The sequence below is a fragment of the Aeromonas sp. QDB68 genome (assembly GCF_027707405.1).
Lineage (GTDB): Bacteria > Pseudomonadota > Gammaproteobacteria > Enterobacterales > Aeromonadaceae > Aeromonas > Aeromonas caviae.
In genome coordinates this window covers 1-14,957 of sequence record NZ_JAPCIQ010000039.1, presented here as the reverse complement: position 1 = coordinate 14,957, position 14,957 = coordinate 1, and the positions used below count along the sequence as shown (strand labels likewise).

Here is a 14,957-nt window from a genome sequence, read left to right as displayed (position 1 = left end):
CTTTGCCGGGTTCCTTCGGCTCACCCGCTTGTCCGACGGCACGCGCCGACGGGCCTTTGGCCTTCGCCATCCATGGCTTCGCCCAAAGCCCGCTTCGAACATCCCTGTTCTCGCGCCAAATCGGGTCGAGCTGCGCTCACCCTTTTCCGATTTGGCCCATGGCCCCGCGCCGCTCGCTCGACATCCTGTCTCGCGGCCTGGACAAGCGGGCTCGCCTCAGCGAATAAGAGGGAGGAGCAATGCTCCTGTCTTTGCTTTTATGATAGATATCATTATAAGAACTTATATTGTTGAACCCCGCTACGCGGTTGTTAAAATGAAATTAGTTAAGTGTTTTTTATATAAAATTCCAAACCGTCCTCATCTAGAGGTCTTAAACCAGAAGAAAATGCATGCCTTTTTTTATAAACTATCTCAAGGTTTACAAAAGAAATTTTCTCCGAGTGAGAATTGATGAATTTACTAGTGTTCTTACGAATATGCTCGTCCCAAATTATAATCTTAGATATTGTTTCTAGATTGTCTATAAAAATGTTATCAGCATCGTGTGATTGATTTTTATCCACCGGAGACAATCTAATTCGGAATATTGCATGCTTATCCATAAGTTCAATCTCAGCTTGTTTAGCGCCTATAGAGTCAGCCCCATATTTGTACCAAATTTCAATTGATGTCTGTCCCTTTCTTAGGCTACGAATCATCTAGACTCTCCTTCAACATAACGCTTAAATGACGGTTGTAGTTTCTACCATGATAGATGTAGAAGGTGTGTAGTTAATTTACTTGTTAGGTCTACCATCTTGAATGCAACTTTTGGCGCGGAGTCATTGGAGCTCCAGTATAGCCATCTAATAAGCTTGGATTCCTATCCAAATATTCACGAGCCCAAGGTTGTAGATTAAATGCAAAGCCATTGAGCATGTCCCCCATGCTTGCTGCCAGATAGGTAATACCTTTTGCACGTAGTCCAGCCATTACTCCATCATCTATACCAACATAAACCGTGTTCTGCTGTTCTTCTATGTATGCTATCAGGTAACCTTTTTCCTCTGGAGTCAAATTATGAAGTACCGCCTGTCGTTTCTTGAGTGTTTGTCTCTGACGATATCCCTGCATCAAAAAATGGAATAGTCTGGCTGCGCAAAATGATAGCGTGAGTAAAAAAGCCGGGCCCAAAAAAACTCTATATTCATTTCTAAAGCCGTCTACAGCTAGAGTTTTAGAGTATTCTTCTGGCAAAAATAAAATGAGACCAAGAACAGATATAATGGCTACTAAGAATGCAGCTGGTATCTTTATGAAATAGTCAGAAAACGCTGTCAGTTTATCAATCATTGTTTCGCTTTCTCCTGAAAACTATCAAAATTACTATCATGACATGTAGACCAGTGTACTTCCGATGGAATTATGAATGAAGCATTGGAGTCTTTTGATGTGATATACCCAGTGTTGTTATGAGCTGCACCTACTTGGTGACGACGTTTTACCACTACAGCCGCACATTTTTTGATGCGAGTCTTACCCTATTCGCCCTGATTACTCCCTATAACCCCACCGTCTCCAACTCACTAATCTCCCCGCCGCCGATCAAGTTCAAATTCCGGCTGATCCGCTCCACCGGCCAGTCCCACCAGGCGAGGGCGCCCAAACGGGCGATGGTGTCGTCGTCGAAGCGATAGCGGATCACCTTGGCGGGGTTGCCGCCGACCACGGCGTAGTCGGGCACGTCCGTGGTGACCACTGAGCGAGCGGCGATGATGGCGCCGTTGCCGACCTTGACCCCCGGCATAAGCAGGGCGTCATAGCCTATCCAGACATCGTTGCCGATGACGGTATCCCCCTTGTAGGGGAGGCTGCCCGGGGCGGGTGCGGCGCTCTCCCAGCCGTTGCCGAAGATAAAGAAGGGGTAGGTGGAGAAGCCGGAGGTCTGGTGGTTGGCGCCGTTCATGATGAACTTCACCCCGCGGGCGATGGCGCAGAACTTGCCGATGATGAGCTTGTCGCCGATGAAGGGGAAGTGGTAGAGGACGTTGCGCTCGAAGCCCGCCGCATCCTCCGGGTCGTCGTAATAGGTGTAGTCACCCACCTCGATATTGGGTCCCTTGATGGTGTTCTTGATAAAGCACACCTGGGGGAAGCCGTTCATGGGGTGGGGGTTGGCGGGATCGGGTCCGTGCATGGGGGCTCCTCTGGGGTCCGGGCTCTGGCTACCCTAACGGAATCGGGTGGAGCCTTGCCACCCTTTTGTGCCCTCCGCTTCGCCAGTCTCTGTCGCCCCCTGCCCATGTGCGCATCGACCCGGGGCGGGTTTGTCTCTAGCATGGAGGGGCGGCGGAGTCTGGCTCCGTCAAAATGGATGATGGACGAAGTGCGCCTTGCACACTTCTGGCGGAGAGAAAAGATGAAGCTGCGTTCCTTGTTGATGGTGGGTGCCCTGCTGCTGGGCGGATGTGCGGTCAATCCCTATGGGGGGACGCCTGCGCCGGTCGGCGAGCCGGACAAGCCGGTGACCAAACCAGAGAAACCCGTGGCCGAGCCTGACAAGGCCGAGCCGGTGCCTGCTCCCAAACCCGTGGCACCGACGGGGCTGGCGGTCGCCCTGGCCGATGACTTCCTGAAGGCCGCCGATGTGCAGGCACTGGCGGGCAGCAGCCCGGTACTGCTGCTGATGGCGCCCCAGAACGGTACAGGTGAAGCCTTCAGCACCCAGCCCCTGGCGGTGGCCATGATCCAGCGCATTCAGGCCAATAGCGGCTTTCGTTTCGCAGACCCGGGCCAGGTGGTGGCCATCACGGGTCAGCTCGAATACCAGCAGGGGGGCATGAACCCCGCCTCCCTGGTGCGTCTGGGTCGCCAGACCGGGGCGGGTTACATGCTCTACGGGGATCTCCTCTCTGAAGGGGGCCGCTACCGGCTCGCCATGAGCCTGATGGATCTCAAGAGCGGCGAACTGCTCTGGAACGCCAGTCGATCCGCTGCCCGCTGATGCCGGCTCGCCGGATCCCTCTTGACCGGGATCCGGCCTTGCCCCCCTTGTCTGGGGGCGGGAATACCCCTATGGCGCCCCTGACGTCACAGGGGTTGGCATGTCGCACTGCCTGAAGGCAAAAAAACCTTCCTGACTGTCTGACAGCTCTGGTTCTGACAGCATCCCCAATTGCTACCATTCACTTTGCCGGAGGCTTGTCCGGTGAACACGTCACCGACCGCATCCTTCCCGCCCGGCAGGCAGCTTTCTGCCCCTGTGCGATACTCCATGAGTCTTGTATAACAGGAGTACAGGGACCCACTCCCACGGATAGCAAGGAGCTCGGATGGCGCTCTCAGTGGCACAACTCTACGAAGTGATGGCCCAGTTGCCGGATCCCGTTTTCATCCTCAGCGAAGATGGCTACTACATCGAGTACATCGGCGGGATGGAGCAGCAGTCCTACCAGAACGGCAACCCGCTGATCGGCAGACAACTGCTGGACGTGCTGCCCGAGGACAAGGCGCAGTGGGTGATGGCGCAGGTGGCTCAGGCCCTCGCCAGCGGCCAAGTGCAGGTGGTGGAGTATGACCTCTCCCCCGCCGAGGTGGACGGCATCGACGCCGACGCCGGGCCCCAGGGAATGCAGCGTTTCGAGGGCAAGATAGCGCCCTTGCCCTCTTTATATGAGGGGAAGCGGGCGGTGACCTGGATGACCCGCAGCATCACCCGCCAGCACGAGCTGCAACAGCGGCTCAAGCGGCTCGGGGAGACGGATCAGCTCACCGGCCTCTACAACCGCCACTTCTTCTTCGACCAGTATCACCACAGGGTGCAGGGGCAGCATCTCACCGGCCTCATCATGCTGGATCTCGATCACTTCAAGCAGATCAACGATCGCTTCGGCCACCAGACCGGTGACAAGGTCCTGTGCCGGGTCTGCGAGTGCGTCTCTGCCCAGTTGCGGGGGGAGGATCTCTTCGTGCGCAGCGGTGGCGAGGAGTTTCTGATCCTGCTGCCGCAGATAGACGAGGGGATATTGCTGAAGGTGGCGGAGCGGATCCGCGCCGCAGTGGCGGCCATGGCACCGGATCCCGCCCCCGTGACCGTGAGCCTGGGCACCACCCTGATCCGGCCGGGAGAGGATCTTGGCACCGTGCTGGCCCGGGCGGACGAGTGGCTCTATCGGGCCAAGCGGGGCGGGCGCAACCGGGTGGCCCACGATGGGGCGTCCTGAGGGGCGCAGTGAACAGGAAAGAGGGCGACCCGGGGTCGCCCTCTTTCATTTGGCCGGGCCAGATCAGCCGAACAGGGTCGAGATATTCTGCCCCGCCATCAGCAGGCCGATGGCCAGGGCGCTGAACCAGACCAGGGTGGCGGCGACCAGAGCATAGCCGAGGGCGACGAAGAGACCGTCCCGCTGCAACATGCCGATGGCCAGCAGCAGGATGGCCCAGGCGGGCATGGCGTTGGTGAAGGGAATGGCGCCCAGCGGCAGCATCAGCAGCAGGGCGGCCAGCATGATGAGCAGGCCGTTGCAGCGGTTGATGGTCACGCTGCCGGTCAGGATGAGCAGGCGCGGGCGGATGAAGCGGTCGATGCGGGCCAGCAGATCCGCCCCCTTGTGCAGGGTCGGCTTGAGGTGCTCGGCGGCGAAGCGGCGCTCCATCAGGAAGGCGGGCAGCCAGGGCACCCGGTTGAGGGTAATGCCGATGCCGATGAAGAGGATCAGCAGGCCAAAGGGGGTGCTGACGCCGGGAATGGAAACCGGCAGCAGGAAGGGAACGGTGAGCAGCACGCAAAACAGCAGCATGCCCTGCTCGCCCACCAGGGCCAGCATCTGGCGCAGGCTGATGTGGCTTTCCTCGATGGCGTGGGCGGTGGCCCTCAGGGTATCGGAGAGCGTGCTTTGGGGGTCGTTGAGTTGCGCGGCAACCATTCCTGAGATCCTCGTTTGTTGATGCCACCGCTGTGGCGCCGCCAGCTTACGGGGCCGAGGTTAATCCCGGATGAATAACCCCGGGGAGCACAGATTTTTCCATCGGGAGCGGGGCAATGGGGCTGGTACAGCCCCCGTCCAGTGTGAGAGACGGGCGCTCTGATATGCTGTGCGCAGGTCTTTTCACCAAAGGATGAGCACATGAGAGGAGCGATGGGGATGGTGCCTGGGCTGCTGCTGCCCCTGGCGGGCTGGGCAGCCGAGCCCCCGGCGACGGGCTGGCAGCTGACTCCCTTTGCGGGATACAGCTCGGCCATCGACTTTCGGGCCATGGACGAGCCGGCCCCCACGCCGCACGGGAGCGACATCGACACCCTGCAAGGGGAGCACTCCGGCAGCTGGGGGCTCTTCATCAGCAGGGAGGTGGATGACCCCGGCATGGTGGAGCTGCTCTACAGCCACCAGTCGACCCGGGTGTCCCCCGAACTGCCCGACAGGCTGACGGTGGACACCCTGCAGTTTGCCGGGGCCCTGACTCTCTCGGACAACCTGATGGCCCCCTATATCGGTGCCGGGATCGGGGTCACCCGCTTCGATGCCTACGACAGCGAGACGGCCCCTTCCATGTCCCTGGCCCTCGGGGTGCAGCCGCGCCTGACCGAACATCTGGCCGTGCGGGCCGAGGTGCGCGGTTATGGTGCCCTGGTCAACGACGACAGCCAGTTTCTCTGCAACCCCGAGATCTGCGCCTTTCGGGTGAGGGGGGAGCTGATCACCCAGTGGCAGGCCAATATCGGCTTGACCCTGAGGTTCTGAGCCCCGCTCGGACTAGGCGATGCCCTTGGTGACGCGGCTGAGGGGCTCGTTGACGTCGAACACCTTGTACTGCACCGCGCTGGCGCCCATGGCGAGCACCCGCTGCTCATGCATGGTGGCGTAGGCGAGGGCACTCCCCTCATCCTCGAACAGATAGATGCCGCCCGCCTCGCCGGTGCGCGGGTTCTCGGTCCAGATCTTGGAGATGAAGCCCGGCTCCCGGGTGATGGAGTCGGCCAACGGCATGGCCGCAGCAGTGAGGGCCGGTCCCATCATCTCGGCGGGGAAGTTGAAATGGATCTGCAGCAGGCTGGGCATCATAAACCTCTCGTGGGTGTTGATTGACGGAATCCGCATCATAGGAGGCCGGCATCTTGGCTGCAAGAAGGCACATTTTCGTGGCATAGTTACCGAAAAGTAACCACTCACGAGCCATACCGTGCCCTCACTGCTCTGTCCCGCCTATCAGGTATTGCGCCTGCTGACCGGCAAATGGAAGCCGGCCATTCTGTTTCATCTGCGCGAACAGACCCTGCGTTTTGGCGACCTGCGCCGCTGCCTGCCCGAGGTGAGCCAGAAGGTGCTCACCGCCCAGCTCAAGGAGCTGGAGAGCGACGGTGTCATCATCCGCACCCTCTACCCCGACGTACCGCCCAGGGTGGAGTACAGCCTGAGCCCGCTTGGCGTCGCCCTGATCCCCCTGCTTCAGCAGATGCACGATTTTGCGCTGAACCACGTTGATCTGCTGGCTGGTCAGGGTCCTGTTTCTAGCGAGCCCGCAGCAACCAGCGGCTGAGGGCGGTGGCCGCCAGCAGTCGGTAGCCGAGCAGAGTGAGCGCCAGCAGCGCGGGTACCTTGAGGAGTTCCCACCACACCTGTTTGCCCTGGGGGCCGAAGATCATCAGCCACACCACCAGCATCATGTGCAGACAGTAGAGGCCGAGCACCTTGGGGGCCTGGCGCTCCAGCCAGCTGCCTTTGCCCCATGCGGGGTTGGCCAGCAGCAGGCCGAACAGCCCCAGCGCCCAGGGGAGCGAACCCAGCAGGAAATCGTGACGAGCGAGGGGGACGGCGGCAACGCGCAGCAGCCCTGCGGCCTCCAGGGCGTAGAGCCCCATCCCCGCCATCATCATCAGGGCGCAGCGCCTGGCGTCCGGCTGCCAGGCACGCAGGCGCAGCTCGGCGCCAAGCGCCACGAACAGCAGGGAGAAGAAGGGGCCGTTGCGGGTCAGCAGGGCCCACTCGCCCCCCGGCAGCAGCGGGCCATAGGAGCCGCCTATCAGGGCCAGGCCGTAGAGCAGGGCCCCCAGCAGCAGGGCCAGCCTCGGCAGGCGGACCTGCTGGCAGAGCCCCAGGATCAGCACCGCCACCATCAGGGCGGGTAGGAACCATAGGTGGATCATGCCGCCCACCCACCAGACGTTGAGCGGATCCCCAAGCTGCATCTGCCACTGGCCCGCCATGGCGGGCAGGTAGCCCTCGCTCACCGCCGCGAGCGGGTTGAAGGGTATCAGCACGTAGAGCAGGCTCCACGCCAGCCAGAGCCCCAGCAGGGGTCGGCAGTAGCGCAGTGCGACCGTCAGCGGGTGGCCCGCGGCGAGGGCGGGTTGCAAGAAGTAACCGGCGCACAGGAAGAACAGCGGCACCGCGAAGCGGCAGAGCTGGTTGATGACGGCCCCGACCAGAGGGTAGGGCGTGCCGTCCCACAGGGCGGGGTCGAAGGGGTTGCTGAAGGGGGAGAGATGGATGGTCATCACGGCCAGGATGGCCACCACTCGCCCGCATTCGATGCTGGAGATACGCATGATTCCTCGCGGCGTTCGGGAGCTGGGCGCACCCTATCAGCCGCAGGCGCTCCCTATCCAGCCGCCTGGTCGCCAACTGTGACCCCCATCGGCGGCCGGTTACCCTTTGTTACCCGAGGTGCGGGCAAGGTTACCGCCGCCGGGAGCGGGATCCCGTTTTGGTGTCGGTAAAAGGGCTAGAGCAGGGCCACCAGCACGGTGACCAGGGCGCCCAGCAGCAGCAGGGTGATGCCGCGACCGGCGGGGCCGTGCAGCTTGTTCCACATCAGCAGGCTGGTGAGGGCCAGCAGCAGCATGGCCAGGGCCGCCAGATCTCCCACCAGTTGCCAGGGCAGGCCGGTGCCCATGCCACGGTGCAGCCGGTTGAGGCTGGCAGCGAAGTTGGCCTGCTGCAGCTCGGTGCGCACCAGCAGAGTGCCTTCCACATAGCTGGCGGCCACGCTCTGGCTGAGGGTGACGCCGCGCAGCTCCCAGCGGGCCGGCAGGGTGAGAGAGCCGGATGGTGTGGGCAGGGTCTGGGGCGGGGTGATCTGGGGTCGCCCCTCCTCGAACATGTCTGCATAACGCTGTTGCAGCAGGGCTTTCAGTTCATCCGGGCTGGCCAGCGGCGTGCTCAGTACTATCTCTTCGCTCGATTTGGCGGTGTGGGGACCGGGCAGGGGCAGCACGGCCCTGTGTTGCAGCCAGAGGCCGGTGAGGCCGTAGAGCAGCATCAGGGTGAGGGTGGCAAAGCCTGCCCAGGCGTGGATGCGGCGCACCCACTTGTTGTTGTGCAGGGGGAGTTTTCTGCGTGTCATCGTTCGGTGCTTCATAACAATCTGGCCAGCGAACGCTGGCCAGAGGGGTCGGTAAACAGGGAGGATCAGAAGCGGTAGGCGGCGGTCAGGTGCAGCTGACGGGGCGTACCCGGCATGATCTGGGCCGCGCTGGTGGCGCTGACGAAGTAGTCGTGATCGGTCAGGTTCTCCACGCTCAGCTGAGCTTCCCACTGGGGCCAGCGGTAGCCGGCACGGGCGTCGAAGCGGGCGTAACCGGGCAAGGTGGTGGTGTTGGCGTTGTCGGCGAAGCGATCCCCCACCGCCGTCACCCCGGTCTCGCCGAACCAGCCCTGCTTGCCGCTCTGGTAGCCGGCGAACAGCTGGCCGTTCTGGCGGGAGACGTTCATCGGTCGCTTGCCTTGCAGGTCCGCGTCTGCCTTGACCTGCTCGGCATCCTGGATGGCGACGCCGCCGCGCAGATAGATCTCGTCGGTCAGCTGGGCACGGGCGCTCAGCTCGATGCCGTCGGTGCGCTGCAGACCGGTGAGGATCACCCGGGTGGGATCCAGCGGATCCTTGCTGCGTTTGTTGTACATCTCCAGCCGGTAGAGAGAGAAGGTGGTGGCGAGGCGGCCGTTCAGCCAGTCGCTCTTCACGCCCCCTTCATAGAGCCGGGTGTGCTGGGGATCCAGGTTGTTGTTCTTGTCCCCCGGGGTGATGCCGATAAGCTCACCGCCCACCGGGGTGAAGGTCTTGCTGTAGGAGGTGTAGAAGGCATGCTCCTCGATGGGGTTCCACACCAGGCCCAGGCGCGGACTCAGGCTGGTGACCGAGAGGGTCTCTTCCTTGTCGAGGTCGTTGCGGCGGCTGGTGACGGTGAAGTCGTCGCGGCGCAGGCCTGCCAGCAGGTGCCAGTCGCCCAGGCTGAGCTGATCCTGCACATAGAGGCCGACACCGCGTACCCTGTGATGGGCATCGCTGGAGAGTTTCATGGCGCCGTCGTAGGTGGGCAGGGAGCCCGGATCATAGAGGTTGCCTGCCGGGATCGGGTTGGCGTTCTGGTAGAGCTTGGGGGTGCGATCCTGCCAGCCCTGCTCCAGGCCCACCAGCAGACGATGGGCGATGGGGCCGGTTTGCAGCTGGCCTTCCGCCTCGGTGTTGCTGGTGAGGCTGCTGGCCTTGAGATCCTGCTGCCAGCGGGCGCGGGTCACCTTGTCACCCTTGACGCTGGTGACATAGGTATTGTCGAACTGGCTGTCGAGGGTGGTGTAGCCGAGCTGCTGGCGCAGTTGCCACTGATCGTTGATGTCCCAGGTGAAGCGGGAGCGGGTGGACTGGGCCACATCGTCGATGAAGTCGCGGCGTGTGTCGCTGTAGACGCTCTCGATGGGGACATCCGCCGGGCGACCATCGACGCCGGGAATGCCGCGATCCGGGGTGCGATCGTGCTCGTTGCGCTCGTATTGCACCAGCCAGTTCAGGGTGTCGGTGATCTCCCAGTTGACGGAGGGGGCCAGCAGGGTGCGCTTGCTGGTCACGTCGTCGCGAAAGCTGTCTTTGTCTTCCTGGGCCAGGTTCAGGCGCACCTGTACCCGCTCTCCTGCCTCGCCGTTGAGGTCGGCGGCGAAGCGTCGGCTGTCGAAGCTGCCGACCTGGGCGCTGACGCTGGAGGCCTGCCCCTTCTGGGGAACCTTGCTGACCCGGTTGACGATGCCGCCCGTGCTGCCACGGCCGTAGAGCACGGCGGCGGGGCCCTTGAGCACTTCGACCCGTTCGATGTTGCCAAGGTCGCGGGTGTATTGCATGTCATCGCGCAGGCCGTCGAGGTAGAAGTCGTTGCTGGCGCTGAAACCGCGGATGGTGACGCCGTCAAAGCGGGTGTCGCCGCTGGCGTTGACGCCAGGGATGCCGGTCAGGGCTTCACTCAGGGTGGGCTGGCCGAAGGCGGTCAGCTCGCTTGCCTTGACGCTCTCGATGCTCTGGGGCACCAGCTTGGCCGGGGTGGCGGTACGGGTCGCGGTGGCGACCTCTTCATGTTGGCTGCGTTTGCCGACCACGGTCAGGGTTTCGTCTTCGGCACGGGGGCTGGTGCAAACCGCCAGCAAGGCGACGCCCAGCAAGGCGCGCGTGGGGTTGGAATGGTTCATCTGGGTGTGACTCTTTGTCGACCAATCGGCCTGAACTTGTTGATTTATTTGTAATTATTGATTTCTCTCATCGCGAGAGGTTGCTAATGATATTGATTTTCATTTGCCTTGCAAGGAGAAGATGCAAGAAAAAGAGATCATTGGCGGGCAGGCACTGAGGGGGCTGGAATCTCGGGGAAAAGGCCGGGGGAGCCTTGGTTCGGTTCGGAGGGGACGCTACCATGGTGGCCTCGCGCCTTGGCGCACCATCCGGAACACACAGGGAGAGAAACATGGTCGAGATCATCAGGGCGGATCTGCACAACCCTCGCCACGGCGAGGCGCTGATCGCGATGCTGGACGAATACGCCAGGGACGAGATGGGGGGCGGCAATGCACTGGCGGACGAGGTGAAGGCGAATCTGGCCGAAGCCCTGGCCGCGCGACCCGGTGCCCATGTGCTGCTGGCTTGGGTCGATGGGGAGCCCGCTGGCGTTGCCACCTGCTTCGAGGGCTTCTCGACCTTCGCCTGTCAGCCGCTGCTCAATATCCACGACATGGCGGTGCACCCTGCCCATCGCGGCCAGGGCATCGGCAAGCGGCTGTTGGCGGAGGCGGAGCGGCTCGCCCGGGAACTCGGTTGCTGCAAGCTGACCCTGGAGGTGCTGGAGGGGAACAAGGTGGCGCAGGCTGCCTATCGCGCCAGCGGCTTTGCGGGTTATGAGCTCGATCCCGAGGTGGGCCGGGCCCTGTTCTGGCAGAAGAAGCTGGGGTGAGAGGGTCGGCAAACATGATCTGCCGGGCTTGCCTCTGAGACTCCTGGCCCCTAGAGTGGCACCAGATTTTTCAATGTGTTGATGGAACCGGCCCGGCCGGGTGAGTGACATGACCCTTTATGCTTCGGATCAGCGAGTGACCCGAATGAACTCCGTACAGATGCGCACGATGAAGCATTGTCCGGAGCCGGTGGAGGCCCAGAGCTCCCATCCATTCATCGTGCAGTGACGACCGGATCTCGCTACCTCGCGGGAGCCGTGACCTTGATGCACGACTGAACCAAGGCCATAGACGTTGCCTCGTCTATGGCCTTTTTTGTTGTCCCGCAGCCAGGCTGCGGGTGCGAGACAGAGCAGAGGCCCGCCCGGGTCTCTGCTTTTTTTATGGTCTGTCATGACCGACGGGTATGCTTGGCAAGGGCCGGGTCGTCGGCCAGAGAGGCTGACCATCTTCAAGAGGAAACAGTGCAATGTCACAAAATATCTATGACGAACCAGGGTTTTTTGAGGGCTATGCCCAACTGCCACGCTCCTTTCACGGGCTGGCGGGGGCGCCGGAGTGGCCGGCGCTGCACGCCATGCTGCCGGATCTTGCCGGCAAGCGGGTGCTGGATCTGGGCTGCGGTTATGGCTGGTTCTGCCGGGCAGCCAGAGATCTCGGGGCTGCCGATGTGGTCGGTATCGATCTCTCCGCGAAGATGCTGGCCCGTGCCGCCGAGCTGACCCGGGATGAGGCCATCCGCTATCGGCAGGGGGATCTGGACGGTCTTGCGCTGTCCGATGAGCCTTTCGATCTCATTTACAGCTCCTTGGCGCTGCACTACCTGCCCGAGGTGGCGCCGCTGTTTGCGGAGATCCACCGTGCGCTGGTGGCTGGCGGCAGCCTGGTGTTCTCGGTGGAGCACCCCATCTTCACCTGCCCGCAGCCGCAGGGCTGGCTGGTGGATGCAGAGGGACGCCGCTCCTGGCCCGTCAACGGCTATCAGGCGGAGGGCAAGCGGGTCAGCAACTGGCTGGCGGAGGGGGTGATCAAGTATCACCGCACCCTGGGCACCTACCTCAATGCCCTTGTCGCCGCCGGGTTCCAGATCCGCCGCGTGGAGGAGTGGGGGCCGACGGCGGCGCAGATTGCGGCCAACCCGGCCCTGGCGGAGGAGGCGGAGCGCCCCATGCTGTTGCTGGTGTCGGCGTACAAATCCCTGGCCTGACGCAATAAAAAACGGCGCGCAGAGTGCTCTGCGCGCCGTGTCGTCAGGTGGTTGCCGACTTAGAAGTCGTAGCGGGCCGCCAGCTGGAAGTCATCCTTGGTGTTGAGCTTGCCGCTGTCATGGCTGTCGAGGTTGTTGATGCGGTACTCGCCGATGACGCGCAGGTTCTTGTTGAACTTGTACTGGGCACCCAGGGTGTAGTAGTCGATGGAGTCGTAGTCAGACTTGCCAGCCTGCTCCACCTTCTGCTTGTTCCACAGGGCCATCAGGCCGAAGCCGCTCTCGAAGTTGTAACCCAGCGCCCCTTCCCAGCCGGTGTGATCCTTGCCGGTGGCCAGGAAGTCGCTGCCGTCGGCATAGCTCAGGGCGGCGTAGAGGGCCTTGTTGTCGTACTTGGCGGAGAGCAGCCACAGCTTGGCATCCTCTTCACCGCTCTTGTCGCGGATGCCCACGTTGTAGGCGGTCCCCAGGGAGAGGTTGAACGGGAAGGTGTAGGCCACGGCGGCACCGTAGGCGGCATCGCTGTCCTTGCTGGAGGTCTCTTCGGTGTCACCGCCATCGAACTTGTAGCTGGTATCTACCTGGAAACCGTTGAACAGGCCGGAGTACTTCAGCACGGAGCCGGCGCGGTTGGTGGCGAAGGTGTCGGTCTTGGCGCCCAGTGCCTCGTTGCCGTAACCGTCGGAGAGGGAGACGTCAGTCCAGTCCGCCAGGAAGCCAGGAGCCCCCTTCTGGCGACCGAAGGTGACGGTCCCCCAGTTGGCGCCGACACCGGCGAACGCCAGACGGGTACGCAGGTTGTCGGAGTTCTCGCTGACGGTCTTCTCGCTGTCGTTGATGTACATCTGCAGTTCGTACTGGGCCAGCGCCTTGAGACCCGGGTTGATCTCGCTCTCTACCTTGGCGCCCAGACGGACAAACTGGTTGGCCCCCTGCTTGTCGCTGTATTCGTTTTTGATGTCACCGTTGGCGTCCAGCTCTTTCTTCTCGCCGAAGAACTGGCCGGCGTAGATGCGGCCGTAGAGGTCGAGCAGGGTGCTCTCGTTTTTGTACACTTCAACGGCTTGAGCCTGGAAGGCGGCGGTAAGAGCCAATGCTACTACTGTCAGCTTTTTCATCATGATCCCTTGTGTTGCAAGCTTTTGTTTTAAAAGACGGGGCCATGCTAGAAGTGACAGATGACAGTCGGGTGACCGTGCAATGAACAAACCGTGTCGGTTCCATGTCAGCGGGATGAAAACCGGGATTTATGTGGCTGGTCGCCACTTTTACGCGCAAAGGTTTGCCCTTGTGGTAGAATGCCGCCCGTTTTCGAGCTCCTAAGGTTGGATATGCGATGAGACGTGAACTGGCAATCGAATTTTCCCGAGTGACGGAAGCGGCTGCACTGGCTGGCTACAAGTGGCTCGGACGTGGTGACAAGAATATCGCCGATGGCGCGGCCGTGGCGGCCATGCGTCACATCCTCAATCAGATCCAGATCGATGGCGAGATTGTGATCGGCGAAGGGGAGATTGACGAAGCCCCCATGCTCTACATCGGCGAGAAGGTGGGCACGGGTCAGGGCGACGCCGTGGACATCGCGGTCGACCCCATCGAGGGGACCCGCATGACTGCCATGGGTCAGGCCAATGCCCTGGCCGTGCTGGCGGTGGGCGACAAGGGATCCTTCCTCAAGGCCCCCGACATGTACATGGAAAAGCTGATCGTGGGCCCCAAGGCGAGAGGCGCCATCGATCTCGATCAGGCCCTGGAGCTGAACCTCAAGGCCGTGGCCAAGGCGCTCGGCAAGCCCCTCTCCCGTCTGACCGTCATCACCCTGGCCAAGCCGCGTCATGACAAGGCGATCAAGGAGATGCAGGGCCTGGGGGTGCGGGTGTTCGCCATTCCCGACGGTGACGTGGCCGCTTCCATCCTCACCTGTCTGCCGGACAGCGAAGTGGACATGCTCTACGGCATCGGTGGCGCGCCGGAAGGGGTGATCTCCGCCGCGGTGATCCGCGCCCTGGACGGCGACATGCAGGCTCGTCTGATCCCCCGCCACCAGGTCAAGGGTGACAGCCCCGAGGTTCGCGCCCTGGGTGAACAGGAGATCGCGCGCTGCGAGGAGCTGGGCATCGACGTGAGCAAGGTGCTCAAGCTCGAAGATCTGGCCAAGAATGACAACGTCATCTTCTCGGCCACCGGCATCACCAAGGGTGATCTGCTGGAAGGGATCACCAGCGACGGCGTCATGGCGACCACCGAGACCCTGCTGATCCGCGGTAAATCGCGCACCATACGTCGTATCAAGTCGATCCACTTCCTGGATCGCAAGGACAGCGTGGTACGCGACATCATCCTGTAAGCAGGAGGATGGCGGTGGCGGCAAGTCGCGAACTCTCATGCCGTCGCATCAAGTCGATCCACTTCCTGGATCGCAAGGACAGCGTGGTACGCGACATCATCCTGTGATGTGCTGACTCCCGCAGCAAAAAGCCCGGCACTGCCGCAATGCTGTTCAGATAAGCACTTTTTTGACTGATTATTCATAAATTGGATTTGAGTTGAGGGGGCAAGGC

16 protein-coding genes are annotated in these 14,957 nt (G+C 61.8%); 7 read left to right on the top strand and 9 right to left on the bottom strand.

Translation table 11 applies throughout. From position 1 onward, the window contains the following. Positions 1–326 precede the first annotated feature (326 nt). From PG892_RS12730 to PG892_RS12720, 3 genes are all read right to left on the bottom strand, one after another. Positions 327–701, bottom strand: a complete 375-nt coding sequence (locus tag PG892_RS12730) for a hypothetical protein (RefSeq protein WP_146042885.1) — start codon at positions 699–701, stop codon at positions 327–329. Between the two features lie 91 nt (positions 702–792). Then, the gene (locus PG892_RS12725; protein WP_197970412.1) at positions 793–1,335 is read right to left on the bottom strand and encodes a superinfection exclusion B family protein; all 543 of its coding nucleotides are present in this window, start codon (positions 1,333–1,335) and stop codon (positions 793–795) included. 208 nt (positions 1,336–1,543) lie between these two features. Next, positions 1,544–2,179, bottom strand: a complete 636-nt coding sequence (locus PG892_RS12720; RefSeq protein ID WP_270825455.1) for a Vat family streptogramin A O-acetyltransferase — start codon at positions 2,177–2,179, stop codon at positions 1,544–1,546. 222 nt (positions 2,180–2,401) lie between these two features. Here PG892_RS12720 and PG892_RS12715 point away from each other — a divergent pair, with 222 nt between their 5' ends. After that, a complete protein-coding gene (locus PG892_RS12715; RefSeq protein ID WP_270825454.1) occupies positions 2,402–2,986 on the top strand; it encodes a penicillin-binding protein activator LpoB in 585 nt (194 codons plus the stop codon). A 328-nt stretch (positions 2,987–3,314) separates the two neighbouring features. After that, positions 3,315–4,205 (top strand): sensor domain-containing diguanylate cyclase, encoded by an 891-nt coding sequence (locus PG892_RS12710; protein WP_270825453.1) that lies wholly within the window; start codon positions 3,315–3,317, stop codon positions 4,203–4,205. A gap of 63 nt (positions 4,206–4,268) precedes the next feature. Here PG892_RS12710 and PG892_RS12705 read toward each other — a convergent pair whose 3' ends face one another. Further along, complete coding sequence (locus PG892_RS12705; RefSeq protein ID WP_010672675.1) at positions 4,269–4,907, bottom strand: exopolysaccharide biosynthesis protein; 639 nt, start codon at positions 4,905–4,907, stop codon at positions 4,269–4,271. A gap of 201 nt (positions 4,908–5,108) precedes the next feature. Between PG892_RS12705 and PG892_RS12700 the strand changes: the two genes are divergently transcribed. Then, entirely contained in the window at positions 5,109–5,723 is a 615-nt protein-coding gene (locus PG892_RS12700; protein WP_029313562.1) for an outer membrane beta-barrel protein, read from the top strand. 12 nt (positions 5,724–5,735) lie between these two features. On the opposite strand, the gene PG892_RS12695 is transcribed toward PG892_RS12700, so the two are convergent. Beyond that, positions 5,736–6,041 (bottom strand): monooxygenase, encoded by a 306-nt coding sequence (locus tag PG892_RS12695; RefSeq protein WP_128296856.1) that lies wholly within the window; start codon positions 6,039–6,041, stop codon positions 5,736–5,738. A 121-nt stretch (positions 6,042–6,162) separates the two neighbouring features. On the opposite strand from PG892_RS12695, the gene PG892_RS12690 reads away from it, so the two are divergent. Next, positions 6,163–6,519 carry a winged helix-turn-helix transcriptional regulator gene (locus PG892_RS12690; RefSeq protein WP_160838154.1) on the top strand — a complete coding sequence of 119 codons (357 nt, stop codon included), beginning with the start codon at positions 6,163–6,165 and terminating at the stop codon, positions 6,517–6,519. On the opposite strand, the gene PG892_RS12685 is transcribed toward PG892_RS12690, so the two are convergent. The 3 genes from PG892_RS12685 to PG892_RS12675 form a co-directional block, all read right to left on the bottom strand. Then, entirely contained in the window at positions 6,491–7,528 is a 1,038-nt protein-coding gene (locus PG892_RS12685; RefSeq protein ID WP_270825452.1) for an acyltransferase, read from the bottom strand. The two genes, PG892_RS12690 and PG892_RS12685, sit on opposite strands and share 29 nt — an antisense overlap. Positions 7,529–7,704: 176 nt before the next feature. After that, complete coding sequence (locus tag PG892_RS12680) at positions 7,705–8,325, bottom strand: PepSY-associated TM helix domain-containing protein (RefSeq protein ID WP_161957714.1); 621 nt, start codon at positions 8,323–8,325, stop codon at positions 7,705–7,707. 65 nt (positions 8,326–8,390) lie between these two features. Next, positions 8,391–10,433, bottom strand: a complete 2,043-nt coding sequence (locus PG892_RS12675) for a TonB-dependent receptor (RefSeq protein WP_270825451.1) — start codon at positions 10,431–10,433, stop codon at positions 8,391–8,393. Between the two features lie 272 nt (positions 10,434–10,705). Between PG892_RS12675 and PG892_RS12670 the strand changes: the two genes are divergently transcribed. Together PG892_RS12670 and PG892_RS12665 are read left to right on the top strand one after the other, a co-directional pair. Beyond that, positions 10,706–11,188, top strand: coding sequence for a GNAT family N-acetyltransferase (locus PG892_RS12670; protein ID WP_128273501.1), 483 nt, complete (start codon positions 10,706–10,708; stop codon positions 11,186–11,188). A gap of 470 nt (positions 11,189–11,658) precedes the next feature. Continuing rightward, the gene (locus PG892_RS12665; protein ID WP_270825450.1) at positions 11,659–12,396 is read left to right on the top strand and encodes a class I SAM-dependent methyltransferase; all 738 of its coding nucleotides are present in this window, start codon (positions 11,659–11,661) and stop codon (positions 12,394–12,396) included. 59 nt (positions 12,397–12,455) lie between these two features. Here PG892_RS12665 and PG892_RS12660 read toward each other — a convergent pair whose 3' ends face one another. After that, entirely contained in the window at positions 12,456–13,514 is a 1,059-nt protein-coding gene (locus PG892_RS12660; RefSeq protein WP_029313567.1) for a porin, read from the bottom strand. Between the two features lie 218 nt (positions 13,515–13,732). Here PG892_RS12660 and glpX point away from each other — a divergent pair, with 218 nt between their 5' ends. Continuing rightward, a complete protein-coding gene (gene glpX / locus PG892_RS12655; RefSeq protein WP_039040467.1) occupies positions 13,733–14,743 on the top strand; it encodes a class II fructose-bisphosphatase in 1,011 nt (336 codons plus the stop codon). Positions 14,744–14,957: the final 214 nt, after the last annotated feature.

Coding starts and splice junctions, on each gene's coding strand:
- PG892_RS12675 (WP_270825451.1), bottom strand. CDS start 10,433: ATGAACCATTCCAACCCCACGCGCGCCTTGCTGGGCGTCGCCTTGCTG.
- PG892_RS12705 (WP_010672675.1), bottom strand. CDS start 4,907: ATGGTTGCCGCGCAACTCAACGACCCCCAAAGCACGCTCTCCGATACC.
- PG892_RS12715 (WP_270825454.1), top strand. CDS start 2,402: ATGAAGCTGCGTTCCTTGTTGATGGTGGGTGCCCTGCTGCTGGGCGGA.
- PG892_RS12665 (WP_270825450.1), top strand. CDS start 11,659: ATGTCACAAAATATCTATGACGAACCAGGGTTTTTTGAGGGCTATGCC.
- PG892_RS12695 (WP_128296856.1), bottom strand. CDS start 6,041: ATGCCCAGCCTGCTGCAGATCCATTTCAACTTCCCCGCCGAGATGATG.
- PG892_RS12680 (WP_161957714.1), bottom strand. CDS start 8,325: ATGACACGCAGAAAACTCCCCCTGCACAACAACAAGTGGGTGCGCCGC.
- PG892_RS12720 (WP_270825455.1), bottom strand. CDS start 2,179: ATGCACGGACCCGATCCCGCCAACCCCCACCCCATGAACGGCTTCCCC.
- PG892_RS12710 (WP_270825453.1), top strand. CDS start 3,315: ATGGCGCTCTCAGTGGCACAACTCTACGAAGTGATGGCCCAGTTGCCG.
- PG892_RS12660 (WP_029313567.1), bottom strand. CDS start 13,514: ATGAAAAAGCTGACAGTAGTAGCATTGGCTCTTACCGCCGCCTTCCAG.
- PG892_RS12725 (WP_197970412.1), bottom strand. CDS start 1,335: ATGATTGATAAACTGACAGCGTTTTCTGACTATTTCATAAAGATACCA.
- PG892_RS12700 (WP_029313562.1), top strand. CDS start 5,109: ATGAGAGGAGCGATGGGGATGGTGCCTGGGCTGCTGCTGCCCCTGGCG.
- glpX (WP_039040467.1), top strand. CDS start 13,733: ATGAGACGTGAACTGGCAATCGAATTTTCCCGAGTGACGGAAGCGGCT.
- PG892_RS12730 (WP_146042885.1), bottom strand. CDS start 701: ATGATTCGTAGCCTAAGAAAGGGACAGACATCAATTGAAATTTGGTAC.
- PG892_RS12685 (WP_270825452.1), bottom strand. CDS start 7,528: ATGCGTATCTCCAGCATCGAATGCGGGCGAGTGGTGGCCATCCTGGCC.
- PG892_RS12670 (WP_128273501.1), top strand. CDS start 10,706: ATGGTCGAGATCATCAGGGCGGATCTGCACAACCCTCGCCACGGCGAG.